Origin of the sequence: Brachybacterium avium, assembly GCF_002216795.1 — a bacterium.
GTDB lineage: Bacteria > Actinomycetota > Actinomycetes > Actinomycetales > Dermabacteraceae > Brachybacterium > Brachybacterium avium.
The window spans coordinates 540,059-562,262 of sequence record NZ_CP022316.1; the positions used below are offsets into that span (position 1 = coordinate 540,059).

A 22,204-nucleotide genomic window follows, 5' to 3' on the forward strand; every position below is an offset into this window, starting at 1 on the left:
TGCGCATCGTCGCCGGTCCCTGCTCTGCGGCGGGCCCGGTGGCCCGCCTCGTCACCGCGTGGGTCGCCGCACACGGCGGGCGCAGGTAAAAGTTCTGTCGGGTGACCTCGCGAACACCGCGTTCGTGCCGTGCGCCACGGCTGAGCGTGCGGACGCCTCTAAGCGAGCGCGGCGATCGCCGAGCGGATGCGCTTGTCCGAGACCGTCTGCCTGGTGCCCAGGGTCTGGGCGAACAGGCTCACCCGGAACTCTTCCAGGAGCCAGTCGATCTCGCGCACGTCCGGCTCGGCCCGGCGCCGGGCGGAGAGCTTCGCCCGCTGCGTGGCCCAGTGCTGGGTGAGGTCCCCGATCTGCCAGGCGAGCTGTTCGTCGCGGCGCGGGTTGGCGGGAAGCTTGTCCAGGCGGATCGCGTCGGCCTCGAGATAGCGGCGCAGGTCCGGGAGGTGGGTGATGCCGGTGCGGGAGATGAACCCGTCCCCCAGCAGGGAGGCCGCGTGCTCACGGATCTGCGTGAGATGGGACAGCACCGAGAGCGACGGTGACCGGGAGAGCTCCTTGTGGAGTTTCGCGGAGGTGGCGAGCGCCGCCGCAGCATCCTTCACCGCTTGGGCGGCGAGGGCGTCGTGCCCGCTGCGCACCTGCTCCAGCAATGCCTCGTACTCCGCCGCGGTGCGCACCTCGGCGGTGCCGGCCAGGTGCACGGTCGCCGCCCGCGAGGCGTCCGCGAGCAGCGCTGCGGTGGAGGCGTAGTCCGAGCCTGCGACGGCGAGCTTCGTGGGGTTCGGCAGGGCGTTCAGCACCGTGCCCAGATCGGCGCCGAGATCCCGGTCCAGCAGGGAGATGACGCCCTCGCGGTGCGCGAGCGCCTGCTCGTCGGCGGTTGCGAGCACCGCCAGGTCCACCTGCTGAAGCCGGCCGTCCTCGCCGCGGCGCGCGACCAGGGCCGGATAGCCGGTGACCTTCAGCCCCCCGACGGTGGACTCGTGCACCGCCGGCACCCCCTGCGCGGGGAACCCGGGCAGGTCGGTGCGGGCGAGGGAATCAGCGCGGGTGGAGACCGAGGCGTCCACCCGCTTCTTCAGCCGGGCCTTGAGCTGCTCCAGGTCATCACCCCCGCCGATCTCCCGCCCCTTGTCATCGACCACCCGGAAATGCATCCGCAGGTGCGCGGGCAGCTTCGCGGTGTCGAACTCGGGACCGTACAGCGGCAGGTCCTCCGGCACGCCCGGCAGGGCGACCAGCTCGTCGGCGACCGCTTCGAGGAAGACCTCCCCGGCGTCGGGGTCATCGTCATGCAGCGTCGCGGCCACCGCCTTGGCCCGCTCCGGGGCAGGCACCAGATGGCGGCGGATGGGCTTGGGCAGGGAGCGGATCAGCTCGGTGACCAGCTCCTCGCGCATGCCGGGGACGAGCCAGTCGAAGCCGCGCGGCTGCAGTCGGTTGAGCACCGCGAGCGGGACCGTGGCGGTGACCCCGTCGGTGCCCTTCGCCCCCACCGCGCCGAAGGAATAGCTCAGCGGCAAGGTGATGTCCCCCTGCACCCAGGTATCCGGGAACTCGGCGGCGATCGTCTCGGCGACTCCCTCCTCGGCGGCCAGCAGATCCTGCTCGGTGAGGGTGAGCAGCTCCGGGGTCTCGTGGCGCTGCGTCTTCCACCAGGTGTCGAAATGGCGGCCGGAGACGACGGAGACGGGGATCCGTTCGTCGTAGAAACGGAACAGCTGCTCGTCCGAGATCAGCAGGTCACGGCGACGGGTCTTGGCCTCGAGCTCCTCGAGCTCCTTGATCAGCGCCTGGTTGTCGCGGAAGAAGTGGTGACGGGTGCGCCAGTCCCCCTCGATCAGGGCGTGCTGGATGAAGATCTCTCGAGCGGCCTCGGGGTCGATGCGCCCGTAGCCGACGACGCGGTCGGCGACGATCGGCACCCCGTACAGGGAGACCTTCTGATGCGCCATCGCGGAGGCCTGCTTCGAGGACCAGTGCGGGGCGGAGTGGGAGCGTTTGACGACGTGGGAGCCGGCCTCCTCCGCCCAGGTCGGATCGATCCGGGCGGCGGTGCGGCCCCACAGCCGGGAGGTCTCCACCAGTTCGGCGACCATCACGTAATCGGGGCGCTTCTTCGCCAGCGCCGAGCCCGGCCATAGGGCAAAGCGGGCGCCGCGGGCCCCGGCATACTCCCGGCTGCGGTCGTCCTGGAGGCCGACATGGGAGAGCAGCCCGGCCAGCAGCGCCTGGTGGATCGCCTGTGGGGAGGCGTCGGTGTCGCCCAGGGAGAGGTCCACGTCCTTGGCCATGTCCCGCAGCTGCGAGTGCAGGTCCCACCATTCCCGGATCCGCAGGTAGTGGAGGTGCTCAGAGCGCACCTCGCGGCGGAAGGCTGAATTGGACAGCGCCTTGCGTCGGGACTGGAGGTGGTTCCACAGGTTCAGGTAAGCGAGGAAGTCGCTGGTCTCGTCCTCGAAGCGCTTGTGCTTCTCCTTGGCCTGCTGCTCCTGACCGAGCGGCCTCTCGCGGGGGTCCTGGATCGACATCGCGGCGACGATGATCAGCACCTCGCGCAGGGCGCCCAGGCGGTGGGCCTCGATGAGCATGCGCGCCATCCGCGGGTCCAGCGGGAAGCGGGCGAGGGTGCGGCCGACGCGGGTGAGTCGGCGACCGCCGGGTTCGCGGGGGGCGTCCTCGATCGCCCCGAGCTCGTCCAGCAGGCGCACGCCATCGGTGATCGCACGGCTGGCGGGCGGCTCGACGAAGGGGAAGGACTCCACGTCGCCGAGCCCCAGCGAGGTCATCAGCAGCACCACGGAGGCGAGCGCGGTGCGCAGGATCTCCGGTTCGGTGAACTCCGGGCGGCCCTCGAAGTCCTCCTCGGAGAACAACCGGATCGCGATGCCGGGGGCGGTCCGGCCGGAGCGACCGGAACGCTGATTCGCACTGGCCTGGGAGATGGGCTCGATGGGCAGGCGCTGGACCTTGGTGCGCTGGGAGTAGCGGGAGATGCGGGCCAGTCCGGAGTCGATCACGTAGGTGATGCCGGGGACGGTCAGCGAGGTCTCGGCGACGTTGGTGGACAGGATGATGCGGCGATAGGTGCCGGCCTTCGGCGGGGAGAAGATCTTCTGCTGATCCTGGGCGGAGAGGCGACCGAACAGCGGCAGCACCTCGACCGGCAGGGCGGAGCGGCACTTGGTGCCCCGACCCAGATGAGTGGTCAGGGCCTCGGAGATCTCCCGGATCTCCCGCTCGCCGGGCAGGAACACAAGCATGTCGCCGGGGCCCTCGGCCGCGAGCTCGTCGACGGCGTCGGTGATGGCCTGGGTGAGGTCGCGCTCGACGGAATGGATGTCCTCGAGCTCGTCGTCCTCGTCGACCTCCGGTTCCAGCACCAGCGGACGGTAGCGGATCTCGACGGGATAGGTGCGGCCGGAGACCTCGATGATCGGCGCGGGCTCCCGCTCACCCGAGGGGAGGTCGCGGCCGAAATGCTCGGCGAAGCGCTCGGGATCGATGGTCGCCGAGGTGATGACGATCTTCAGATCCGGTCGCTGGGGCAGGATCTGGCGCAGGTACCCCATGATCACGTCGATGTTCAGCGAGCGCTCGTGCGCCTCGTCGATGATGATCGCGTCGTAGCGGGTCAGCAGGCGGTCGCGGCCGATCTCCGCCAGCAGGATGCCGTCGGTCATGAGCTTCAGCCGGGTGCCGCGACCGGTCTCGCGGGTGAAGCGGACCTGAAACCCGACGATCCCCTCCCCCAGCTTCTCGCCGAGCTCGCTCGCGATGCGCTGGGCGACCGAACGGGCGGCGATCCGGCGCGGCTGGGTATGGCCGATCAGCTTCCCGCGCCGGCCGTAGCCGAGTTCGAGCAGCATCTTGGGGATCTGCGTGGTCTTGCCGGAGCCCGTGGCACCGGCGATGACCACCACCTGGTGCTCGCGCAGGGCAGCCTGGATGTCCTCGCGGCGCTGGGAGACGGGGAGGTCCCCTGGGTAGGTGATGCGCGGGCCGGGGAGCTCGGGGGTGGTCGGGTCGGGCGTCGAGGAAGGCGTGGTCATGGCGGCCCCACTCTACGTGGAGAGAGTCTCCGGGGTCGCAGAGAATTTCCGGCCGAGGAACTGTTCGATGCCGCCGAGGACGATTCTGGGCGGTGAGCCCCGGGCCTCGGGCATCGCCGTAGCCCGGACGGGGTCTCAGCTGCTCAGCAGACGATGCCCGACCGCTCCCAGCCCGTCGCTGCCCGGGTAGGAGCCGACCAGGGCGAGCGCCATTCGTGTCGCCCAGGCCCAGGAGCGGTCCACGAGCGCCTCCCAGATCTCGTCATCATCGATCCCGGTCCAGGCCGCCCACTCCCGATATGTTGCCAGCAGCGCGTCCGTGGGATGGTGGAGCAGCATCCCTCCCAGGTCACTGGCCGGATCACCACGGGTGGTATCACCCCAGTCGATCAATGTGGCCGGTCCGGGGGCACCGAGGAACGGGACCACGACGTTGCCGGGATGCGGATCCCCATGCAACAGCAGCTCGCGGCCCTGCCAGGGTGCCGCGGCCAGGCCTGCCAGCCAGCGCGCCTCCGCCCGCCCCTGCCGAGCGGGAGGGAGGTCCGCCCGCTCCAGATCTCGGCTGAAGGCCTCGCACCTGGTGGCCAGCGGGACTCCGCGCACCGGGTTGCGGCCCACTTCCGGAGCGGGCCCGGAATGGATCGTGGCGAGCATCCGGGCGAGATCCCCGGCGACCTCGACGCGCGTGGCGGCCTCCGTCTCATCGGCGGTGGTGCCGTCGATCCACTCCACCAGCACCGCGTCCTCAGCCATCGCGAGCACCGTCGGCAGCTCCATCGGCAGAAGCGTGCCCAGCCCGCGGAGCCGCCGCAGCACGGTCACCTCACGCCCGAGCAGTGCCCGGGAGATCCCGCGCCGCGCGACCCGGAGCACGAGCTCTCGACCCCGCAGCGCGCCGACCGGCCACAGCAGGTTGTCCCAGCCCTCGGCACGGGGATGCTTGGCGATCTTCCAGACGATGTGCTCGAGCTCGACGCCCTCCTCGGGGCGGAGCCGCGCGCACAGCAGTTCGATGCGTCGTAGGTCGACGGGAAGGTCAGCAGGGGGCAGGGACGGGGCGACACTCGGCATGCCGGTCATCCAGCCACCGTACGGGGGTCGGGGTCAGCTCGGCAATCCTGAGCCCCTCCTCGCGCGTGCCTCCACCGCCCCACGACGTCCGGGCCGCAGCCTTCGGGCCCGACGGCTCGCCGAGGTCCGGCAGTCCCGGTCAGGTGCTCGTGGCGCTCGTCGTCCCCGCACCATCTGTCGACAACGCAAAAAGCCCCCTCCCCGCGCGTCAGCGCAGGTGAGGGGGCTTTCTGTGGTGAGTGCATCGGTGGAGCCGGCGGGAATCGAACCCGCGTCCGATAGTGCGGAGCAAGGACTTCTCCGGGCGCAGTTCGCGATAACGTTTTCTCAGTCCCGACGCTCGTGCGAACGCGTCGTCGACGGACTCAGTCACTCTGAGGTGTTCATCCTTCCCCGATGACGAGGGTCGGCAGCAGTGGCTCCTTAGATGATGGAACGATCCGGGTCAGGAGCACTCCCGGGGTTCCAGACTGCTAACGCTGATCAGGCAGCGAGAGCGAAGTCAGTGCGCTTAGGTTCGGCACTTATTGGTTTCCAGAGAACGTTTACGAGATGACTCTGGCTTCTCGGCCCGCTTCCCCTTGCTGGACAACTACCGTCGAAACCGATCGGCCCCTTGCGTGGGTATGCAGAAAACTCTCGACAGTCCGGCAGGACTGTCAATGCACTCACTCTTCAGTTGTCAAACACCCACCGACGCCGGCTCTGACCGTGCGTCGTGCCTCGAGTCTACCTCGCCCCGCCGACGATCTGAAGCGAATATCCGTCAGCTCACGGCGAAGCGCCGGCCCCTGGACCGGGTACCGCGAAGGGGCGAGGATGGCACCGTGAGCAGTTTCGAGGCCGCAGGCATCCAGGTCACCATCGACGACGAGACATTGCGTGAGCAGGTCTCGGATCCTGCGGCCCTGGCGTCCTGGTGCGCGCAGCATCCCCAGGATCCGCGCACAGTCTCCTACCTGCGGATGCTCGGGCGGCTCGACGACGCCGCGATCGCGGGCAGACTGTCCCTCGCCGCAGATGGTCTCTCCCCCGTGATGCGAGCGGTGCGTCGCACCCGTTACGCCCAGGTCCTGCAGTGGCAGGGAGCGTTCCTCGCCGCCGAGGAGCAGCTGGATCTGGCCGCGGAGGAGACCGGTCTGGAAGATCCCACCTCCCCCTCGTCGATGTCGGTGCTGGCCGCAGTGTTCCAGCATCGAGCGAAATGCCGCTTCGAGCACGCCCAGGCGGAGCACCGCGACGGTATGCGCGAGGCGGCGGCACGCCGCTGGGAGGCCGCCCTGGAGGATGCGCGCCGGGCGCTGCTGATGCGGGAGCGGCTCGGGGTGGCCGACGAGGGCGTGATCACCTCGAGCCGACAGACGCTCGCCCGGCTCACCCGGCAGGATCTCGCTGCCTGAGGACCGGTCGCGCTGTCAGGCCGGCTCACGCAGCCGACTCGGCCGTGCCCTCAGGCCAGCTCGCGTCGGCGCATCGCGCGCTGCGCCTCGCGCAGGTCCTGCTTCTCCCGCAGGGTCTGACGCTTGTCCCATTCCTTCTTGCCGCGGCCCAGGCCGATGACGACCTTGGCGTGCGATCCCAGGAAGTACATCTCCATCGGCACGATGGTGTACCCCTTCTCGCGGGACTTGCTAGCGAGCTTCTCGATCTCGATCTTGTGCAGCAGCAGCTTGCGCTTGCGCCGGGCGGCGTGGTTGGTCCAGGTGCCCTTCACATACGGCGCGATGTGAGCGTTGTCCATCCACACCTCACCGCCCTCGATGTAGCAGTACCCGTCGATCAGGGAGGCGCCGCGGTCACGCAGGGACTTCACCTCGGTGCCGGACAGGACGATGCCGGCTTCCCAGGTCTGGTCGATGTAGTAATCGTGCCGGGCTCGCTTGTTGGACGCGATGAGCTTCTTCGAGGGTCCCTCGTCCGCAGCGGCCTTCTTCGCCGCAGTCTTCTTCGCCGACATCGGTTCCCTCCTGTCGTTCGTCGCGATCACTGCATGATCCGGGCGCGCCTGGCGGCCGGTCGGTCCAGCCTACGCGGTGGTCACCACCGGTCGCGAGCTGTTTTCGCCGACGGCGTCAGGAGCCGCAGGGCCGCTCAGAGGTAGTTGGCCGGGTTGACCGCATTGCCGTCCTCATGGACCTCGAAGTGGAGGTGGCAGCCCGTCGAGGACCCGGTGGTGCCCACGTAGCCGACGGTGGTGCCGGCTGAGACCTGCGCGCCGACCGGCAGGGCGTAGCTCTGCAGGTGGTGGTAGGACGTGGTGATCAGGTGCCCGTTCATGATGCCGTGGCTGAGGATGATCTTGTTGCCGGCACCGCTGTTGTGGGTCCGGGCGATGACTCGTCCCGAATGAGCGGCTCCCACCGGTACCCCGCAGGCGACCGGGAAGTCGACCCCGGCGTGGAGCTTGCGGGTGCCGTAGATGGGGTGGACCCTCCAGCCGAAGTTCGAGTTCAGCCGGGCGTTGACTGGGTAGACCCAGCCACCGGACGAGCTCGACGAACCGCTCGAGGAGCCACCCCCGTTGCTGCTGCTGCCACTGCTGCTCTGCTGTTGCTGCTGCTGCTGCTTCTTCTGCTGCTGCTGGCGTTCGCGCTCTTCGCGCTCGGCGCGCTCGCGCTCCTGCCGCGCCAGCTCCTGGATCTCGGTATCGAGCGTGGAGCTGCGCGTCTCCAGCGTCGAGACGTCGCCCTCGTACTTCTTCTTCTGCGTCTCGAGGTCCTCGCGCTGTGTCTTCTGGGTCTCGTAGAGGGCATCCAGCGCCCGCTTGGCATCGGCGGCCTCCCGCTCTGCCTTCTCGGTGCGCTCGACCGCCTCCTCGGAGTCGATCTTGAGCTGCGCGATCTCCTCCCGCACCGCGACCAGACGCTCCGCGGAGTTCTCCGAGACCGCCTGCCCGGTGCGCAGGGTGTCCAGGCGAGTGCCCTGCGAGGCCATGGTCAGGCGGTAATTCATGGAACGGTCCACGGCATCCTGCGGCGACTCGTTGCCGATGTAGATCGTGGACGGGCTCGGCATCCCGCCGCCCTTGTAGGCGTTCAGCGCCACGGAGGCGAGCTCTTCGTTGCTGGTGTCGACCTCTTCCTGCCCCTCCTCGACGTCACCGGAGAGGCGTTCCTCCTCCGCCTGCGCCGCAGTGAGCCGCTCGCCGATCACCCGATCCTCCTCGCGGGCCTCCTCCAGCTCGGTTTGTGCCTCCTCGAGGTCCTCCTGAGCCTGCGGGATCAGCAGCTCTGTCTCCGCGAGCGCGAGATAGGTGTCCGAAAGCTCCTCGTTGACGTCGCTCAGCTCGATGCGCAGGTCTTCGAGCTGCCGGTCGACCTCCTCGCGCTCGGCGATCTTGTCGTCCTTGGAGCCCTCCGCAGACGCCGGAGACATGGGCGCCACCAGCATCGGCAGCGCCACCAGCGCGGCGGCGAGCATGCACAGGGGGCGGCGCAGGCTGCGGAGGAACATGCTCACACCTTCAGATAGCGGTTGAGGGAGACGACAGAGGACGCGATGGAGAGAACGGCCCCGAGAGCGACCAGGAGCGGTGCGGCCCACAGGAGGTCGACGGCGCCGACGGTGATCAGCTCCTCCCCGAGCGTGGGGGCGAGCCACCCTTCGACGATGTAGTGCAATCCCACCCAGAGCATGCCAGAGGCGATGACACCGCCGATGATCGCGGCGACAGCCCCCTCCAGCAGGAAGGGGAGCCGGATGAACAGGTTCGAGGCACCGACCAGGCGCATGATCGCGATCTCGCGCCGACGCCCGGCGACCGACATGCGGATCGTGGTGGCCACCAGCAGCAGCGCGGCGATCAGCATCAGCACGGCCAACCCGAGGGCGAACATCGTGGACTGGTTGAGCACATCGATGAAGGGGGCGAAGGTGCTGAGCAGATCAGTGACCTCATCCACGCCGTCACGACCCTGGAAGAACTCGACCACCGCAGCGGAGTCGTCGGCGTCCTCGAGCGTGATGTGGAAGGAGACAGGCATATCCTCCGCAGTGAAGTTCGAGACGAAGCTCTCCCCGGCGAACTGCTGCTGGTAGATCCCCAGCGCCTCCTCCTGGGAGCGCTCGGAGAACGAGGCGATGTAGGGAGAGAGCACCTCACCCTCGAGACCCTCACGCACGGAATCGATCTGGGCATCGGTCGCGGCGCCCCCGGCGCAGGACGCAGCCGTGGAATGCGGGGAGCACAGGAAGATCGTCACCTGGGACTGCTCGACCAGCGTCGACTTCATGTCCATGATCTGCTTCTGCATCACCGCGCCGGTGCCGACGAAGGTCAGCGAGACCGCCGTGACGATGACGACGGAGATGACCATCGCGATATTGCGCCACAGGCCGGTGAGGATCTCTCCGAGGATGTATCGCGCCCTCATCGCTCCTCCTCCTGGGCGTCGTCAGCGAAGGGATCGCTCACGAACGGCTCCTCGGCGAAGGCGTCCTCGACGTCGAGATCCTCGTCCCGGACCAACAGGGCCTCACGCTCGTCGATCAGGTCCTCCTCGAGCACATCGCCCGCCGAGGCGACCGTGCCGGAACCTTCCTCGGCGGAGGTCGCTCCATGGGTCTCGTCCTCGGCCGGGGACCGCTCGGCGGTCGTGCTCTCCGGGCCCGAGTCCTCCTGCTGATCCTCCAGCGGATGCTCATCGCGGTGTGCGGAGTCGTCGGGCAGGTTGCCGGAGATGACGCTCACCGGGGCCGGCGTCGCATAGCTCCCCCGTGCCTCGTCGCGCACCACCAGACCGCCGACCATCTCGACCACGCGGCGCTGCATCCGATCCACGGCCGAGCGGTCATGGGTCGCCATCACCACCGTGGTGCCGCGCTCGTTGATCTCCGCCAGGAGGTCGAGGATGCCGCCGGCAGTGGCCGGATCGAGGTTGCCCGTCGGCTCGTCGGCCATCAGGATCGACGGCCGGTTGACATAGGCCCGAGCGATCGCCACCCGCTGCTGCTCGCCGCCGGACAGTTCGTGCGGGAGCCGCTTGCCCTTGTCCTCCAAGCCCACCATCTCGAGCATCTCGGGCACCAGGCGGCGCACCACCTTGCGCGGGGTACCGATCACCGCGAGCGCGAACTCGATGTTCTGGTAGGCCGTCTTCGAGGGCAGGAGGCGGAAGTCCTGGAACACCATGCCGATGTCGCGACGCAATGCCGGCACCTTCCACGACGGGATGCGGGAAAGGTCCTTGCCTGCCACGTAGACGGTGCCGCGGGAGGGCGCGACCTCCTTGAGGACCATGCGCATCAGCGTCGACTTGCCCGATCCGGAGGCTCCCACCAGGAACACGAATTCCCCGCGGGTGAACTCGATGTCGAGGTTCTCCACAGCGGGGCGCTGTCCACGCATGTACGTCTTGGTGACGTCGTCGAAACGGATCACGGGTGCCTGTCACTTCGGGGAAGTCGTCCTCACCCAGAGTAGGTGCGGGGGCACCGGATTCGAATCAGCTGTGGACAGCGTCCGGGTCAAAACCTGGTCAAGTGCACGTGCCTCCGGTCACCTCTGCGGGTACGGAGCCGCGGAAAGCTCGACCAGCTGCGCGATCAGCTGTCGGACTTGCCCTGTTCGGCGCGCCACCGGATACCGGCGTCGATGAACTCATCGATCTCGCCGTCGAACACCGAGGAGGGGTTGCCCTCCTGGTACTCGGTGCGCAGGTCCTTGACCATCTGGTACGGGTTCAGCACGTAGGAGCGCATCTGGTCTCCCCAGCTGGCCTTGACGTCACCGGCGAGCTCCTTGCGCTCGGCGGCCTCCTCGGCCTTCTTCAACAGCAGCAGGCGGGACTGCATGACGCGCAAGGCCGCAGCGCGGTTCTGGATCTGGGACTTCTCGTCCTGCATGGAGACCACCGTTCCGGTGGGAAGGTGAGTCATGCGCACAGCAGAGTCGGTGGTGTTGACCGACTGGCCGCCGGGGCCCGAGGAGCGGAACACGTCGACCTTCAGATCGTTCTCAGGGATCTCGATCGCGTCGGTGGATTCGATCAGCGGGATCACCTCGACCGCGGCGAACGAGGTCTGTCGGCGGCCCTGATTGTCGAAGGGGCTGATGCGCACCAGGCGGTGGGTGCCGCCCTCGACGGAAAGTGTGCCGTAGGCATAAGGAGCGGAGACCTCGAAGGTCACCGACTTCAACCCGGCCTCCTCCGCATAGGAGGTGTCCATGACCTTGGTGGCGTGGCCGTGGCGCTCGGCCCAGCGCAGGTACATGCGCATCAGCATCTCGGCGAAGTCCGCAGCGTCGACGCCGCCTGCTCCGGCGCGGATCGTGACCACGGCATCACGCTCGTCGTACTCCCCGGCCAGCAGCGTGCGCACCTCGAGCTCGTCGAGGGTCTTGTGGATGCTGACCAGCTCGTCCTCGGCCTCGTGGAGGGTGGCCGCATCGTCCTCCTCGGCGGCGAGCTCGACCATCACCTCGAGGTCCTCGATGCGGGAGGCGAGCTCGCTGATGCGACGTCGCTCGGACTGGGCGTGCGAGAGCGAGGCGCTGACCTTCTGCGCGTTGTCGACGTCGTCCCACAGATCCTGGGCGGAGGCCTGCTGCTCGAGGTCGGCGATCTTGGCATCGAGTGCCTCGATGTCCGTCACCTGCTCGATGGAGGACAGGGTCGAGCGGAGCTGGGGGATCTCTGCGGAGAAGTCGATGGAAGCCACGAGGCAGGAGTCTACGGCAGGGCCCTGGGCATACGGATCCCGTCGCACCCCACAGCGGTCCAGGAGTGGCTCAGCAACCCGTCGCGGCGGCCGTCCCAGCCGCCTCCAGCAGCCAGTTTCCGAGGTCGCGGCCCACCTCGACCAGCAGTTCCTCCCCGCTTCGAGCGCGCGGCGGGTGGAGCCTGCGCGAGAGGTGAGATCCCACGCGTTCTCGATCCCGGCCTGCTCCAGCTCCACAGCGCTCAGGGTGATCGCCCCGGCCACCGCGGCGACCGCCAGGCCGCGCGCACGCGCTCGGCGGGCCACCTCCGCCGGGCCCTTTCCCTGCAGGGTCTGGACGTCGAGCTTGCCTTCGCCGGTCACCACGACATCGGCCTCGGCGAGCAGAGCATCGACCCCCACCAGCTCGAACACCGCATCAGCCCCGAGCGCTGCACGGCGCCGAGCAGGAAGAGTCCGAACCCGGTCCCTCCGGCGGCACCGGCGCCGAGCAGTTCGGACGAGGTGCCGGTCGGGTCCATGACTCGGGCCGCGGCGGCGAGAGCGGCCTCGGCCGCATCGATCTGTGCAGGAGCGATGCCCTTCTGTGGCCCGTAGACGGCCACCGCGCCTGCCGCGCCCAGCAGGGGGTTGGTGACGTCATTGGCGGCGATCAGGGTGACCCCGTCCAAGACCTCGAACGCCGGACCGAGGTCCATGGTGGCCACGCTGTCCAGCCCCGCCAGGCCGGGGCCGATGTCTGCGCCGTCCGCGGTGCGCAGGTGAGCACCGAGCCCCTGGAGCAGGCCGGCTCCCGCATCGGTGGAGGCGCTGCCGCCAAGACCCACCAGGAGAGTACGGGCACCGGAGGCGACGGCGGCTGCCATCAGTTCGCCCAGGCCTCGGGTGGAAGAGGTGTGCGGGGCGAGCTCTTCACCGGGCAGAGCCTGGAGGCCGACGGTCTCTGCGAGCTCCAGCACGGCGACATCCTGGCGCTGCGCCCAGCGAGCGGCGCGAGGCTCACCGGTGGGGCCGGTGACGGTAGCGGTGCAGTGGGTGAACCCGGCGGCGAGCGCGGCATCGATGGTGCCATCGCCTCCATCGGCGATCGGGCAGGACAGCACGCGCAGCTGCGGCGCGGTCTGCGTGATGCCGCGGCGCAGGGAATCCACCACCTGGGCGGCGGTCAGGGTGCCCTTGAACTTGTCCGGGGCGAGCAGCACGGTGGGAGTCATCGGGCGCGAGCCTCTCCTTCGACGGTCAGCGGGATGGCGGTGCCGGTCCTACGCGTGAACCATCCTGCCAGGGGCGGGTGGGTGCGCGCGGTGAGGACCACGTGGACGGTCCCGTCGGGGTCGACGGTGAGACTGGCCAGTCCGATGGCCTCGGTGCGCGTCGTCTCGTGCGGATACGTGCGCAGGTGCGCCTCGGCGGCGGTACGCGCGGAGCCCGGGTGGATCGCCGAGTCCCCGTCCGCGCTGTAGAGGCGTGAAGAATCCACCGATTGGGCGGCAGCCAGTGCTGCACTGTCCGCGGCGTGCTGGAGCCCGTTGCGCTCGAGCTGCACCCCGGTGATCGCGGTGCCCACCGCGATCACCATAAGGATGACCACCAGCACCCCGGTGGTGAGGATCGTCATCGAGCCGCGCGCATCGAGCACCCGATCCCTGATCGTGCGGAGCGTGCCGCCCATCAGCGACTCGCCCGGTACTGATCGACCTGCACGGCGTGGGAGGCGCCGACAGTCACCGGCCCGGTCTTCCCCAGCACCGGTCCCAGCCCGGGCACCGGGACGGGGATGCGCACCTGGGCGCTGACGGTCCCGCCCGGCGTCGCACAGGGGTCCACGCTGCAGTGGAGCGTGACCACCTCGCCTGTGGCCAGTCCGTAGTCCTCGAGGATCAGCTGGGTGTGCCGGTTCGCCCGCTCCATCGCCCGCGAAGGGTCCGGCTCCGTGGCATGGATGCGGGCCACGTCGTAGGAGATCGCATCCGCCGCGAACACGGCGGACTGGACATTTCCGAGGGTCAGCACGAGGTAGAGGGACGGGATGAGCAGCGCTACGGACAGCACCACGAACTCCACCAGCGCGTTGCCGTCCTCGGCGCCCAGCGCTGTGCTCACCATCGCCGTACTGTCGCGGATCGGGTGACGGCTCACCATGACTCCTCATCGATCGCTCGCCCCTGGACCGTCATTCCCGTATCCGGGCCGAACAGCCCCACCAGCGGCAATGTGGCGCTGACCCGGACGCTGATGACCCCGTCGGGGCCCTGCACCGCAGTGGCCTCGGCATTCAGGCCCCCGTCGAAGCGTTCGTCGATCAGCCTTTCGGCGCGCTCGGCGCCGGCCTGTGGCGAGGAGCCCACCAGTGAGGCGTGGTGGGCACCTCGGACAGCGGCGTCCACCAGCGTGTTGCGGGTGTGGACGATGAGCGCCGCCTGGACGATCAGCAGCGCGATCATGATGATCAGCACCGCGACCATCGGGAACTCCGCGACCGCTGTGCCGTCCTCGTCACCGAGCCGTCGCCAGCGACGGCGAGCGCCCTGCGGTCGCGGAAACGGTCCCGGCGGCATCAGGTCGACGCTCCCGTTGAGAGTCCGACCGCGTTCCCTCGACATGATGGTCGGTTCAGAGACTGCCGCTGAGGAACGGCGCCATCGCGTTCTGGAAGATCTGGACGATCTGGTCCGAGGCGACGGCCCAGAGCGCGACGACGATCCCCGCGGTCATCAACGTGATCAGCACCCATCCGGGCACATCACCCTGCTCGGCAGCCAAACGGGTGAGCAGACGCTGGGTGAGGGAGCGTCGCGCCGGCGATGGCGCTCCCATCGCCCGGTCCGGGCGCGTCGAGCGACGTCGATTGCTGCGATGGAATCGGGAACGGTGGACGGTCATGTCGGCCTCCTCGGCGATTGCTCCGGAACTGGTTCCGGCGTGGCGGGGTTTCTGGATTCGGGCAGGAAGACGGGAAGGTGCGGAGGGCGGCAGGCGGGAATCACAGGGTGATCTCCAGGACGGCGAGTCCGGGGAAGATCGCGAAGACGATCACCAGCGGCAGCACGAAGAACACGACCGGGACGAGCATCATGATCTCCCTCTGACCAGCCGTCTCCATGAGCTCACGTTTGGATTCTTCACGAGCGTCCTGCGCCTGTGCACGCAGCACGTCGGCGAGCGGAGTGCCTCGCTCGATCGCGATCGAGACGCCCTCGCCGAAGCGGCCCAGCGACCCGAGCGGGGTTCTGGCTCCCAGCGATGCGAGCGCCTGCGACACGCTGGTGCCGGCTCGGATGTCCGCAACGGTCGCGGCGAATTCATCGGGCAGCGCGCCGGAAGAGGTCCTGGCGACTCGTTCCATCGCCGCGATGGGACTCTCACCGGCCGCGACGGCCAGCGCGAGCAGGTCGGCGACGGTCGGGAACTCGCGTGCCATCCGGGCCGCTCTGCGCTTGATCTCCATCCCGAGCAGGTAGTCGCGCAGCAGCACTCCGCCCAGTGCGCCGAGGCTGACGATGAGCAGCCCCATCAGCGGGCTGGCGCCGCGCAGAGCGATCGCGGCCACGGCGAGGGCGATCCCCAGCACCAGCCCGATCACGCCGAAGACCACCTGCTCGACACGGAAGGAGTCCGCGGACGTTCGGCGCCCGGCCAGGCGCAGTCGACGCTCGAGCTGGTCGGCACCGCCCGTCAGCCGCTCGAGCAGTCCCAGCGCACGGACGGCCACCGGCCCCATCAGGTTCTCGAGCACCACGCGCAGCCGGCTGGTGCTCCGTGGGACCGCGAACAGGGAGCTGGAGCGGGAGCGGCGGAGGTAGGGGTCTACGCGGGCTGCGAGATCACGGGGCCGGAGCCAGGGAAACGTGCTGACGATCAGGAAGAGCCCCACTCCGAACAGGAGGCCGATCCCGGTGCCTGCCAGCAGCGGGCCGGACATGTTCATCGCAGCACCCTCTCGTCCTGGGGCAGCCGCGCGATCAGGAGCATCACTCGGTACGCGATGAGAGAGGCCACTGCACCGGTCGAGATCAGCACCAGCCCGGCTGCGGAATCGTAGGCCTGGGCAGCCTGCGGCCGCGTCGCCATCAGCGCCAGCACGATCCACGGTGCCGCCAGCGCCAGCCGGGCCGCGTTGACGGTCCAGGATTGTCGTGCCTCGAGCTCGGCCCGGGTGCGGGCGTCCTCACGCAGGAAGGCGGACAGGGTGCGCAGCAACCCGCCGAGGTCCGTACCGCCGACGTCTCGAGTGATGCGCAGCGCTTCGACGATCCGGTCTCCGACCGGATCCGCCAGCCGGACCTTCAACCGATCCAGACATGCCGCGAAGTCTCCGCTGGCCTGATAGTCCAGGGCGTACTCGGAGAAGGCGGGACGGAGCTCATCCGGACCTTTCCGACTGAGCTGGACCAGAGCCTCGGGCAGCGAGAGCCCGGCCCGGATCGCCGAGTTGATGTGGTCGACCGCCTCGGGCCAGACCTCGCGCATGGCGGTGGTGCGGCGCCGAGCAGCCGAGCGCAGCACCAGCACCGGGAGCGTCGAGGCGACCAGACCGATCGCCAGCGAGGGGATCACCGCACTGGACAGAGCCCATAGCGTGGCGGCGACCACCAGCCCCAGCCCGGCGCTGAGCGCGGGCAGGGCGCTGGGCGGGACCGTGTCGAGGCCGACCTTGATCAGGTCGTCGCGAAGGCTGTCCATCCCCCTGGCGATGATCCCTCGACCGGACGGCGCATCCTCCTGCTCCCACAGCGACCACCAGATCGAGAGCAGGCCGAGTCCGGCGATCAGGCCGAGGAACGCTCCATCGCTCATGCCGCCACCGATCCCAGCAGCGTGGTCAGATCATGGCCCGCCCGCGCGAAACGGTCGGCGTGCGGAGACTGACCAGCGCCGCGGACGAGTCGGTCCCCCTGCAGGGAGAAGACCTCGGAGACCTCGATGACCTCGTCCTCCACCCGCCCGCTGAGCCCGACGATCTCCCGCACCCGGCGCCGCCCGTCGGCGAACATGTCCAGATGCACGACGAGATCGATAGCGCTGGCGACCGTCGGGACGACGAAGCGGCTGGAGACGTTCTCACCGGCGAGCAGCGGGAGCGTGCACAGCTTGGTCACCGCGTCCCGGGCCGAGTTCGCATGGATCGACGCCATGCCCGGCAGGCCGCTGTTCAACGCGATGAGCATGTCGAGGCTCTCCGCCTCGCGCACCTCGCCCACGATGATCCGGCTGGGTCTCATGCGCAGGGCTTCTTTGACCAGTCGCCGCATCGAGATCTCGCCGGCCCCTTCGAGATTGGCCTGCCGCGTCTGCATCGCGACCACGTCGCGCAGCGCGAGATTGAGCTCGAAGACCTCCTCGATGGTGACCACCCGTTCACGTGCTCCCACCGACCGGGCCAGGCAGCGCAGGAGGGTGGTCTTGCCGGCCCCGGTCGCTCCGGACGCCAGGATGTTCAGGCCGCTGTCTATGGCCGCATCGAGGAAATCCGCGGACTGCTGGGTGAGGGAGCCGAGCGCGACCAGGCCCTGGAGGTCGTACGCCTTGGCGATGAACTTACGGATGTTGATGGCCCAGTGCTTCCGGGTGACACTCGGGATCACAACATGCAGCCGCGAGCCGTCCGGCAGCAGCGCATCCACGAACGGGGTGCTCATATCCAGGCGTCGCCCGCTGGAGACCAGCATCCGCTCGACGATCCCGCGGACCTCCGTATCGCTGAGCACGATGGTGGTCAGCTCGCTGCGTCCGTTGCGTGCGCAGAAGACCTGTGAGGGCGAGTTCAGCCAGATCTCCTCGACAGTGGGGTCATCCAGCATCTCCTGCAGCGGGCCGAAACCGCCGATCCGGGCGGCGACCTCGGCGACCATCGACTCGTCGTCATCGCGCAGCACCGGCACCTCACCGGAGGAGGAACGACGGTCGTAGTCGCTCATCACTTCGCGGATCAGCGGCTCCAGCTGATCGGCGTGCACGTCCAACCCACGGCGGCGGATCAGCTCGCGCGATTCGCTCTCGATGATGGTGGCGGCGTCCATCCCATCCCCCCGTGGTCCGTGCCGAGCGGTCCCTCGATGCCGCCCAGCATGTGACGCACGTCGCGTCACTTCCGCCACTGTAGGGCGCATCGGCGTGCGGCACACGGTTCTCCCAGCAATTGTGGATAACTCTCCCGGCTCGCGCTCATGGCAGGATGACAGGTGTCCGTGAGTCACCCGACCCCAGGAGCTTCCTCATGGCCGACTCCACCACCGCGAAGGGCGATGACGCCCCGTCGCTGGACGGCACCACCTTGAAGTACATGGCCAAGCGCGTGCTCAGCGAGTTCATGCGGGACGGCGGCACGGACCAGGCCGCGAAACTCACCTACTTCATGGTGCTCTCGATCGCCCCCACCCTGCTGGCCCTGTTCTCCCTGGCCACCTTGCTGCTGTCCGGGATCAAGGACCAGATCGCTGAGCTGATCAAGGACGCCATCTCCTCCGGGGCGGGCGGCAGCGGGATGGAGGTCGGCGGCGCCGTCGACTCCACGCTCGATTCCCTGCTCGGCTCCGCGACCGGCGGCACCGTCGCGCTGATCATCGGCATCGCGACCGCGCTGTGGTCCGCCTCGGCGTACATCAAGGCCTACGGGCGGGCCGCGAACCATATCTACGAGGTGCGCGAGGGCCGCGGTCCGGTCAAGATGAACGGCACCATGCTGCTCCTCACGATCGCGATGATCCTCGGCATCCTGCTGGTGATGGTCTCGGTGCTGCTGAGCGAGTCGATCGTGGAGGGCCTGCTGGGCCCGATCGCCTCCACCATCGGCGCGGAGGGCGTGCTGGCCTTCCTGACGGATTCGTTCCTGCCGATCTGGGCGTGGGTGAAATGGCCGGTGATCCTGGTGATCGCCTTCGCCCTGATCTCGCTGCTGTACTGGGGCGCGCCCAACGTCAAGAAGCCCTTCCGCTTCATCTCCCCCGGCGGGGTGTTCGCGATCCTCGGCATCGGGGTCGCCGCGGTCGCGCTGTCGATCTACATGAGCACCGTCGCCAGCTACTCCAGCTACGGCGCGATCGGCGGCATCATGGCGGTGCTGTTCGCCCTGTGGATCATCAACATCGTGATCATCATGGGCGCCGAGGTCGACGCCGAGTACGAGCGCGCCCGCGAGCTCGCCGCGGGCAAGCCCGCCGAGGACTCCCTGGCGCTGCCCCTGCGAGATGCCAGCGGCGCGGAGAAGGCGGAGGCCAAGCGCGAGAAGATCGTCGACGAGGGTCGGGACATCCGCCTGCAGAACCTGCATCACGATTCCGATGCCTACACGGGTGAGGACGCCCGGCTCACCCCCCGCTACGGTGTGCCCACGGTCGACCCGGACTCCGACGCCACGGACCCCGGCACGTCCCCGAAGGACGACTGAGATGTGCGGGCGCTTCGCCTTCTACCAGGAGATCGAGCCGCTGGTGGACGATCTCGGCGCCGTGGACCTCGCCGATCCACATCTGCGCAGCCGCTGGAACATCCCTCCCACCGCACCGATCCATGTGGTCACCGAATCGATCGACCAGGACACCGGTGAGGTGCTGCGGGCGCTGCGGGTCGCGCGCTGGGGCCTGCTGCCCCCGTTCGCGAAGGAGGCCTCGTTCTCGTCCCGCACCTTCAACGCCCGCCGGGAGACCCTCGCCGAGAAGCCCAGTTTCCGCGGCAGCCTCGGCCGCTACCGGGCGATCGTCCCGATGGACGGTTACTACGAGTGGGTGCGCGATGGTGCCGGGAAGCGCAAACAGCCCTTCTTCATCACCCCGGCCGACGGCACCCCGCTGTACATGGCTGCCCTGGTCTCCTGGTGGAAGGGTCCGGGGGTTCACGAGGGCCCTGCCGCGAGCGAGGACGGCCGCTTCCTGCTGTCTGCCACGATCATCACCCGGCAGGCGACCGGAGATCTCGCCGAGATCCACGACCGCACCCCGGTGATGCTGCGCCGCGACCAGATCGACCTCTGGCTCGACACCGCCATGGACGACCGCCATGCCGCCCAGGCATGGATCCTCGAGGACTCGCATCTGCTCGAGGACGCGACCCTCGACGTCCGCGAGGTGGATCCGGCAGTCGGGAAGGTCGGCAACGACGGTCCGCAGCTGCTGGAGCCTCCGCAGACCCTGCTGTGACGCGCACCGCCTCACCCCCGGACCGGGATCCGACCGCGGTCTGACGCGCCCGGGACCCTCCCCGCCGTACCCTCGGATCCATGACCGACGGCTCCGCACAGCATCCGGACGCGCCCCTGCGGCGCCTCCGGTCCAGCGACCCGTTCCGCTGGATCATCGAGAACCCCGGCACGGTCGACCTGATCGTCTTCGGGGGCGCCGCGCTGCTGCTGCTCGTCTTTCCCCCGTCACCGGCGGTGTCGGCTGGTGGACGCTGTTCTCCGTGCCGATGGTCGCCGCCGGGGCTCTGTGCCGAGTGCGGCCGCTGCACGGTGTGCTCGTCATCGGTGGCCTGGCCGTGCTGCACCTGCTGGTGAACATCCCCGTGGTCCTCGGCGACGTGATGACGTTCTATGCGATGTTCTGCGCCGTCGCCCACGGGAGGGCCCTCGTGCACGGCCTGGGGGTCGCTGCGGGCATGCTCGGAGTGTTCGCCCAGGCCGCCTTCTGGGCGATCGATGCCCTGCGCTCGCCGTACGGGAGCCCGCTGGAGGCACTGGTCACCTTCGTCGGCCTGGTGCTCATCGGCACCATCACGATCGTCGCGATCTGGGCGTTGGCCAATCTGCAGCGGGCCCGGCTGCGACAGCTCGCCCTGACCCGCGATCGGGCCGAGCAGGCGCTGCGGGAGCGGGAGCATCTCACCGCGCTCGCCGTCGCGGACGAGCGCGCTCGCATCGCCCGTGAGATGCACGACGTGGTCGCGCACTCCCTCTCGGTGATCATCGCCCAGGCCGACGGCGGCCGCTTCGTCGCCGGGCAGAAACCCGAGAAAGCGGCCGAGGTGCTCGGCACCATCGGCGAGACCGGCCGGGCTGCGCTCGCCGACATGCGCTCCCTGCTGGGGGTGCTCCGGCAGGAGGACGAGACGAGCTTCGGCCCGCAGCCGGGGCCGGAGATGCTGCCCGAGCTCGTCGAGCGGGTGCGTTCCACGGGCCTGCAGATCGAGCTCGAGATCGACGGCTCCCTGGCCGATCTCCCCCAGGCGCTCGGGGTCTCGCTGTTCCGCCTCGTCCAGGAGGCCCTGACCAATGTGCTCAAGCATGCCGGCCCGGGAACAGCCGCCGTGGTGCGGGTCCATCGCGATCGGCAGCAGCTCACGATCGAGGTGATCGACGACGGGCAGGGCACGGATCCCGACTCCGACGGGCAGGGTCACGGCCTGACCGGTATGCGCGAGAGGATGTCGGTGTTCGGTGGGAGCCTGCAGGCGGGCCCGCTGCCCTCTCGTGGGTATCGGGTTCGCGCCACCGTGCCGCTCGAGGGCATCGGCGGAGGCGAGCGCCCCGATGCCGAGAGCAGCGCCCGAGACCGGCATCGTCAGGATCCGTACCCAGATCGTGCCGGAGACGGTACAGATCCTGATCATGCCGCACTGCAGGCGGGAGGGCTGACGGCCCGTGCACCCTCGGCCCCTTCGCCTCCCGCCCCACCACCCCGCGCACAGACCTCACCCGGACCAGGAGACCCCGATGACCGAGCCCCTCGACCGCCCGCTGCGCATCGCCCTGGTCGATGACCAACCGCTGGTCCGAGCCGGCTTCGCAATGGTCATCGACTCCCAGGACGACATGCAGGTCGTCGCCCAGGCCTCCGACGGCGCCGCCGCCGTGGACGAGCTGCGCGCCCGCACGGCGGACGTCGTGCTGATGGACGTGCGCATGCCCCGCAAGGACGGGATCGAGGCGACCGCGGAGATCCTCGCTCAGGCGCCAGCGGGCAGGGCCCCGAAGATCATCGTGCTGACCACGTTCGACCTGGACGAGTACGTGGTCTCCGCGATCCGTGCCGGGGCCAGCGGCTTCCTGCTCAAGGACGCCCAGCCCGAGGACCTGCTCGGCGCCATCCGCACCGTGCATCGCGGAGACGCGGTGATCGCCCCGTCGGCCACCCGGCGGCTGCTCGAGCGGGTGGTGCAGGCCCCCGAGCCGGCCGAGCAGGACACCACGGTCCTCGCCGCCCTCACCGATCGCGAGCGGGAGGTGCTCACGCTGATGGGCCGCGGCTTCTCCAACCAGGAGATCGGGGCAGAGCTGTTCGTCGCCGAGGCGACGGTGAAGACGCACGTGGGGCGGGTGCTCGCGAAGCTCGGCGCCCGGGACCGGGTCCAGGCCGTGATCATCGCGTTCGAGACCGGCCTGGTCGCTCCGGGCTCCCGCTGACCGGTCCGCAGCGGCGCTGAACCCCACGTCAGACCACGGTATGACGCACGCGGACCCGGGACCGGACCCCAGTCCCTCGATG

19 protein-coding genes, 1 other RNA gene and 1 pseudogene are annotated in these 22,204 nt (G+C 69.2%); 5 read left to right on the forward strand and 16 right to left on the reverse strand.

Annotated elements, in window-relative coordinates; genetic code table 11:
• Window positions 1-158: 158 nt before the first annotated feature.
• From hrpA to ssrA, 3 genes are all read right to left on the reverse strand, one after another.
• Window positions 159-4,052 carry an ATP-dependent RNA helicase HrpA gene (gene hrpA, locus CFK39_RS02480; RefSeq protein ID WP_089064132.1) on the reverse strand — a complete coding sequence of 1,298 codons (3,894 nt, stop codon included), beginning with the start codon at window positions 4,050-4,052 and terminating at the stop codon, window positions 159-161.
• Between the two features lie 135 nt (window positions 4,053-4,187).
• Window positions 4,188-5,135, reverse strand: a complete 948-nt coding sequence (locus CFK39_RS02485) for a phosphotransferase (RefSeq protein WP_089064133.1) — start codon at window positions 5,133-5,135, stop codon at window positions 4,188-4,190.
• 236 nt (window positions 5,136-5,371) lie between these two features.
• Window positions 5,372-5,742, reverse strand: a transfer-messenger RNA (tmRNA) gene (gene ssrA / locus CFK39_RS02490).
• Between the two features lie 211 nt (window positions 5,743-5,953).
• Between ssrA and CFK39_RS02495 the strand changes: the two genes are divergently transcribed.
• Window positions 5,954-6,526, forward strand: coding sequence for a hypothetical protein (locus CFK39_RS02495; RefSeq protein ID WP_157697031.1), 573 nt, complete (start codon window positions 5,954-5,956; stop codon window positions 6,524-6,526).
• A gap of 50 nt (window positions 6,527-6,576) precedes the next feature.
• Here the strand turns inward: CFK39_RS02495 and smpB are convergent, their stop codons facing one another.
• The 13 genes and pseudogenes from smpB to CFK39_RS02560 all read right to left on the reverse strand — a co-directional run bounded on the left by smpB (window position 6,577) and on the right by CFK39_RS02560 (window position 17,806).
• Complete coding sequence (gene smpB, locus CFK39_RS02500; RefSeq protein WP_089064134.1) at window positions 6,577-7,083, reverse strand: SsrA-binding protein SmpB; 507 nt, start codon at window positions 7,081-7,083, stop codon at window positions 6,577-6,579.
• Between the two features lie 134 nt (window positions 7,084-7,217).
• Window positions 7,218-8,579 (reverse strand): M23 family metallopeptidase, encoded by a 1,362-nt coding sequence (locus CFK39_RS02505; protein ID WP_089064135.1) that lies wholly within the window; start codon window positions 8,577-8,579, stop codon window positions 7,218-7,220.
• A gap of 2 nt (window positions 8,580-8,581) precedes the next feature.
• Window positions 8,582-9,499, reverse strand: coding sequence for a permease-like cell division protein FtsX (gene ftsX / locus CFK39_RS02510; protein WP_089064136.1), 918 nt, complete (start codon window positions 9,497-9,499; stop codon window positions 8,582-8,584).
• A complete protein-coding gene (gene ftsE, locus CFK39_RS02515) occupies window positions 9,496-10,506 on the reverse strand; it encodes a cell division ATP-binding protein FtsE (RefSeq protein ID WP_089064137.1) in 1,011 nt (336 codons plus the stop codon). Before ftsE ends, ftsX begins: the two co-directional genes overlap by 4 nt.
• Before the next feature lie 164 nt (window positions 10,507-10,670).
• A complete protein-coding gene (gene prfB, locus CFK39_RS02520; RefSeq protein WP_089064138.1) occupies window positions 10,671-11,786 on the reverse strand; it encodes a peptide chain release factor 2 in 1,116 nt (371 codons plus the stop codon).
• 207 nt (window positions 11,787-11,993) lie between these two features.
• Window positions 11,994-13,000: pseudogene (locus CFK39_RS02525) on the reverse strand (glycerate kinase family protein); the annotation flags it as partial.
• Window positions 12,997-13,458 carry a pilus assembly protein TadG-related protein gene (locus CFK39_RS02530; RefSeq protein WP_089064139.1) on the reverse strand — a complete coding sequence of 154 codons (462 nt, stop codon included), beginning with the start codon at window positions 13,456-13,458 and terminating at the stop codon, window positions 12,997-12,999. The pseudogene CFK39_RS02525 and the gene CFK39_RS02530, both read right to left, overlap by 4 nt.
• Window positions 13,458-13,928, reverse strand: a complete 471-nt coding sequence (locus CFK39_RS02535) for a hypothetical protein (protein ID WP_245822848.1) — start codon at window positions 13,926-13,928, stop codon at window positions 13,458-13,460. The genes CFK39_RS02530 and CFK39_RS02535 overlap by 1 nt, the downstream gene beginning before the upstream one ends.
• On the reverse strand, window positions 13,922-14,344 hold the full coding sequence (locus CFK39_RS02540; protein ID WP_157697032.1) for a TadE/TadG family type IV pilus assembly protein: 423 nt from the start codon (window positions 14,342-14,344) through the stop codon (window positions 13,922-13,924). Before CFK39_RS02540 ends, CFK39_RS02535 begins: the two co-directional genes overlap by 7 nt.
• Window positions 14,345-14,399: 55 nt before the next feature.
• Window positions 14,400-14,669 carry a hypothetical protein gene (locus CFK39_RS02545; RefSeq protein WP_089064141.1) on the reverse strand — a complete coding sequence of 90 codons (270 nt, stop codon included), beginning with the start codon at window positions 14,667-14,669 and terminating at the stop codon, window positions 14,400-14,402.
• Window positions 14,670-14,769: 100 nt separating this feature from the next.
• Window positions 14,770-15,714: a type II secretion system F family protein gene (locus CFK39_RS02550; RefSeq protein WP_089064142.1), complete on the reverse strand. Its 945-nt coding sequence runs from the start codon at window positions 15,712-15,714 to the stop codon at window positions 14,770-14,772.
• The gene (locus CFK39_RS02555) at window positions 15,711-16,583 is read right to left on the reverse strand and encodes a type II secretion system F family protein (protein WP_089064143.1); all 873 of its coding nucleotides are present in this window, start codon (window positions 16,581-16,583) and stop codon (window positions 15,711-15,713) included. The genes CFK39_RS02550 and CFK39_RS02555 overlap by 4 nt, the downstream gene beginning before the upstream one ends.
• Window positions 16,580-17,806, reverse strand: coding sequence for a TadA family conjugal transfer-associated ATPase (locus CFK39_RS02560; RefSeq protein WP_089064144.1), 1,227 nt, complete (start codon window positions 17,804-17,806; stop codon window positions 16,580-16,582). Before CFK39_RS02560 ends, CFK39_RS02555 begins: the two co-directional genes overlap by 4 nt.
• A 197-nt stretch (window positions 17,807-18,003) precedes the next feature.
• On the opposite strand from CFK39_RS02560, the gene CFK39_RS02565 reads away from it, so the two are divergent.
• The 4 genes from CFK39_RS02565 (at window position 18,004) to CFK39_RS02580 (ending at window position 22,122) form a co-directional block, all read left to right on the forward strand.
• Window positions 18,004-19,173 (forward strand): YihY/virulence factor BrkB family protein, encoded by a 1,170-nt coding sequence (locus tag CFK39_RS02565; protein WP_089064145.1) that lies wholly within the window; start codon window positions 18,004-18,006, stop codon window positions 19,171-19,173.
• Between the two features lies 1 nt (window position 19,174).
• Window positions 19,175-19,921: an SOS response-associated peptidase gene (locus CFK39_RS02570; RefSeq protein ID WP_089064146.1), complete on the forward strand. Its 747-nt coding sequence runs from the start codon at window positions 19,175-19,177 to the stop codon at window positions 19,919-19,921.
• A gap of 268 nt (window positions 19,922-20,189) precedes the next feature.
• Window positions 20,190-21,479 (forward strand): sensor histidine kinase, encoded by a 1,290-nt coding sequence (locus CFK39_RS02575; RefSeq protein WP_245822983.1) that lies wholly within the window; start codon window positions 20,190-20,192, stop codon window positions 21,477-21,479.
• Complete coding sequence (locus CFK39_RS02580) at window positions 21,433-22,122, forward strand: response regulator (protein WP_089064147.1); 690 nt, start codon at window positions 21,433-21,435, stop codon at window positions 22,120-22,122. The genes CFK39_RS02575 and CFK39_RS02580 overlap by 47 nt, the downstream gene beginning before the upstream one ends.
• The last annotated feature ends 82 nt before the right edge of the window (window positions 22,123-22,204 follow it).

Excerpts from the sequence above, each read along its gene's own strand:
- hrpA (WP_089064132.1), bottom strand. The coding sequence starts at position 4,052 with ATGACCACGCCTTCCTCGACGCCCGACCCGACCACCCCCGAGCTCCCC.
- CFK39_RS02485 (WP_089064133.1), bottom strand. The coding sequence starts at position 5,135 with ATGACCGGCATGCCGAGTGTCGCCCCGTCCCTGCCCCCTGCTGACCTT.
- smpB (WP_089064134.1), bottom strand. The coding sequence starts at position 7,083 with ATGTCGGCGAAGAAGACTGCGGCGAAGAAGGCCGCTGCGGACGAGGGA.
- CFK39_RS02505 (WP_089064135.1), bottom strand. The coding sequence starts at position 8,579 with ATGTTCCTCCGCAGCCTGCGCCGCCCCCTGTGCATGCTCGCCGCCGCG.
- ftsX (WP_089064136.1), bottom strand. The coding sequence starts at position 9,499 with ATGAGGGCGCGATACATCCTCGGAGAGATCCTCACCGGCCTGTGGCGC.
- CFK39_RS02530 (WP_089064139.1), bottom strand. The coding sequence starts at position 13,458 with ATGGGCGGCACGCTCCGCACGATCAGGGATCGGGTGCTCGATGCGCGC.
- CFK39_RS02535 (WP_245822848.1), bottom strand. The coding sequence starts at position 13,928 with ATGGTGAGCCGTCACCCGATCCGCGACAGTACGGCGATGGTGAGCACA.
- CFK39_RS02540 (WP_157697032.1), bottom strand. The coding sequence starts at position 14,344 with ATGCCGCCGGGACCGTTTCCGCGACCGCAGGGCGCTCGCCGTCGCTGG.
- CFK39_RS02545 (WP_089064141.1), bottom strand. The coding sequence starts at position 14,669 with ATGACCGTCCACCGTTCCCGATTCCATCGCAGCAATCGACGTCGCTCG.
- CFK39_RS02550 (WP_089064142.1), bottom strand. The coding sequence starts at position 15,714 with ATGAACATGTCCGGCCCGCTGCTGGCAGGCACCGGGATCGGCCTCCTG.
- CFK39_RS02555 (WP_089064143.1), bottom strand. The coding sequence starts at position 16,583 with ATGAGCGATGGAGCGTTCCTCGGCCTGATCGCCGGACTCGGCCTGCTC.
- CFK39_RS02560 (WP_089064144.1), bottom strand. The coding sequence starts at position 17,806 with ATGGACGCCGCCACCATCATCGAGAGCGAATCGCGCGAGCTGATCCGC.
- CFK39_RS02565 (WP_089064145.1), top strand. The coding sequence starts at position 18,004 with ATGGCCGACTCCACCACCGCGAAGGGCGATGACGCCCCGTCGCTGGAC.
- CFK39_RS02570 (WP_089064146.1), top strand. The coding sequence starts at position 19,175 with ATGTGCGGGCGCTTCGCCTTCTACCAGGAGATCGAGCCGCTGGTGGAC.
- CFK39_RS02575 (WP_245822983.1), top strand. The coding sequence starts at position 20,190 with ATGGTCGCCGCCGGGGCTCTGTGCCGAGTGCGGCCGCTGCACGGTGTG.
- CFK39_RS02580 (WP_089064147.1), top strand. The coding sequence starts at position 21,433 with ATGACCGAGCCCCTCGACCGCCCGCTGCGCATCGCCCTGGTCGATGAC.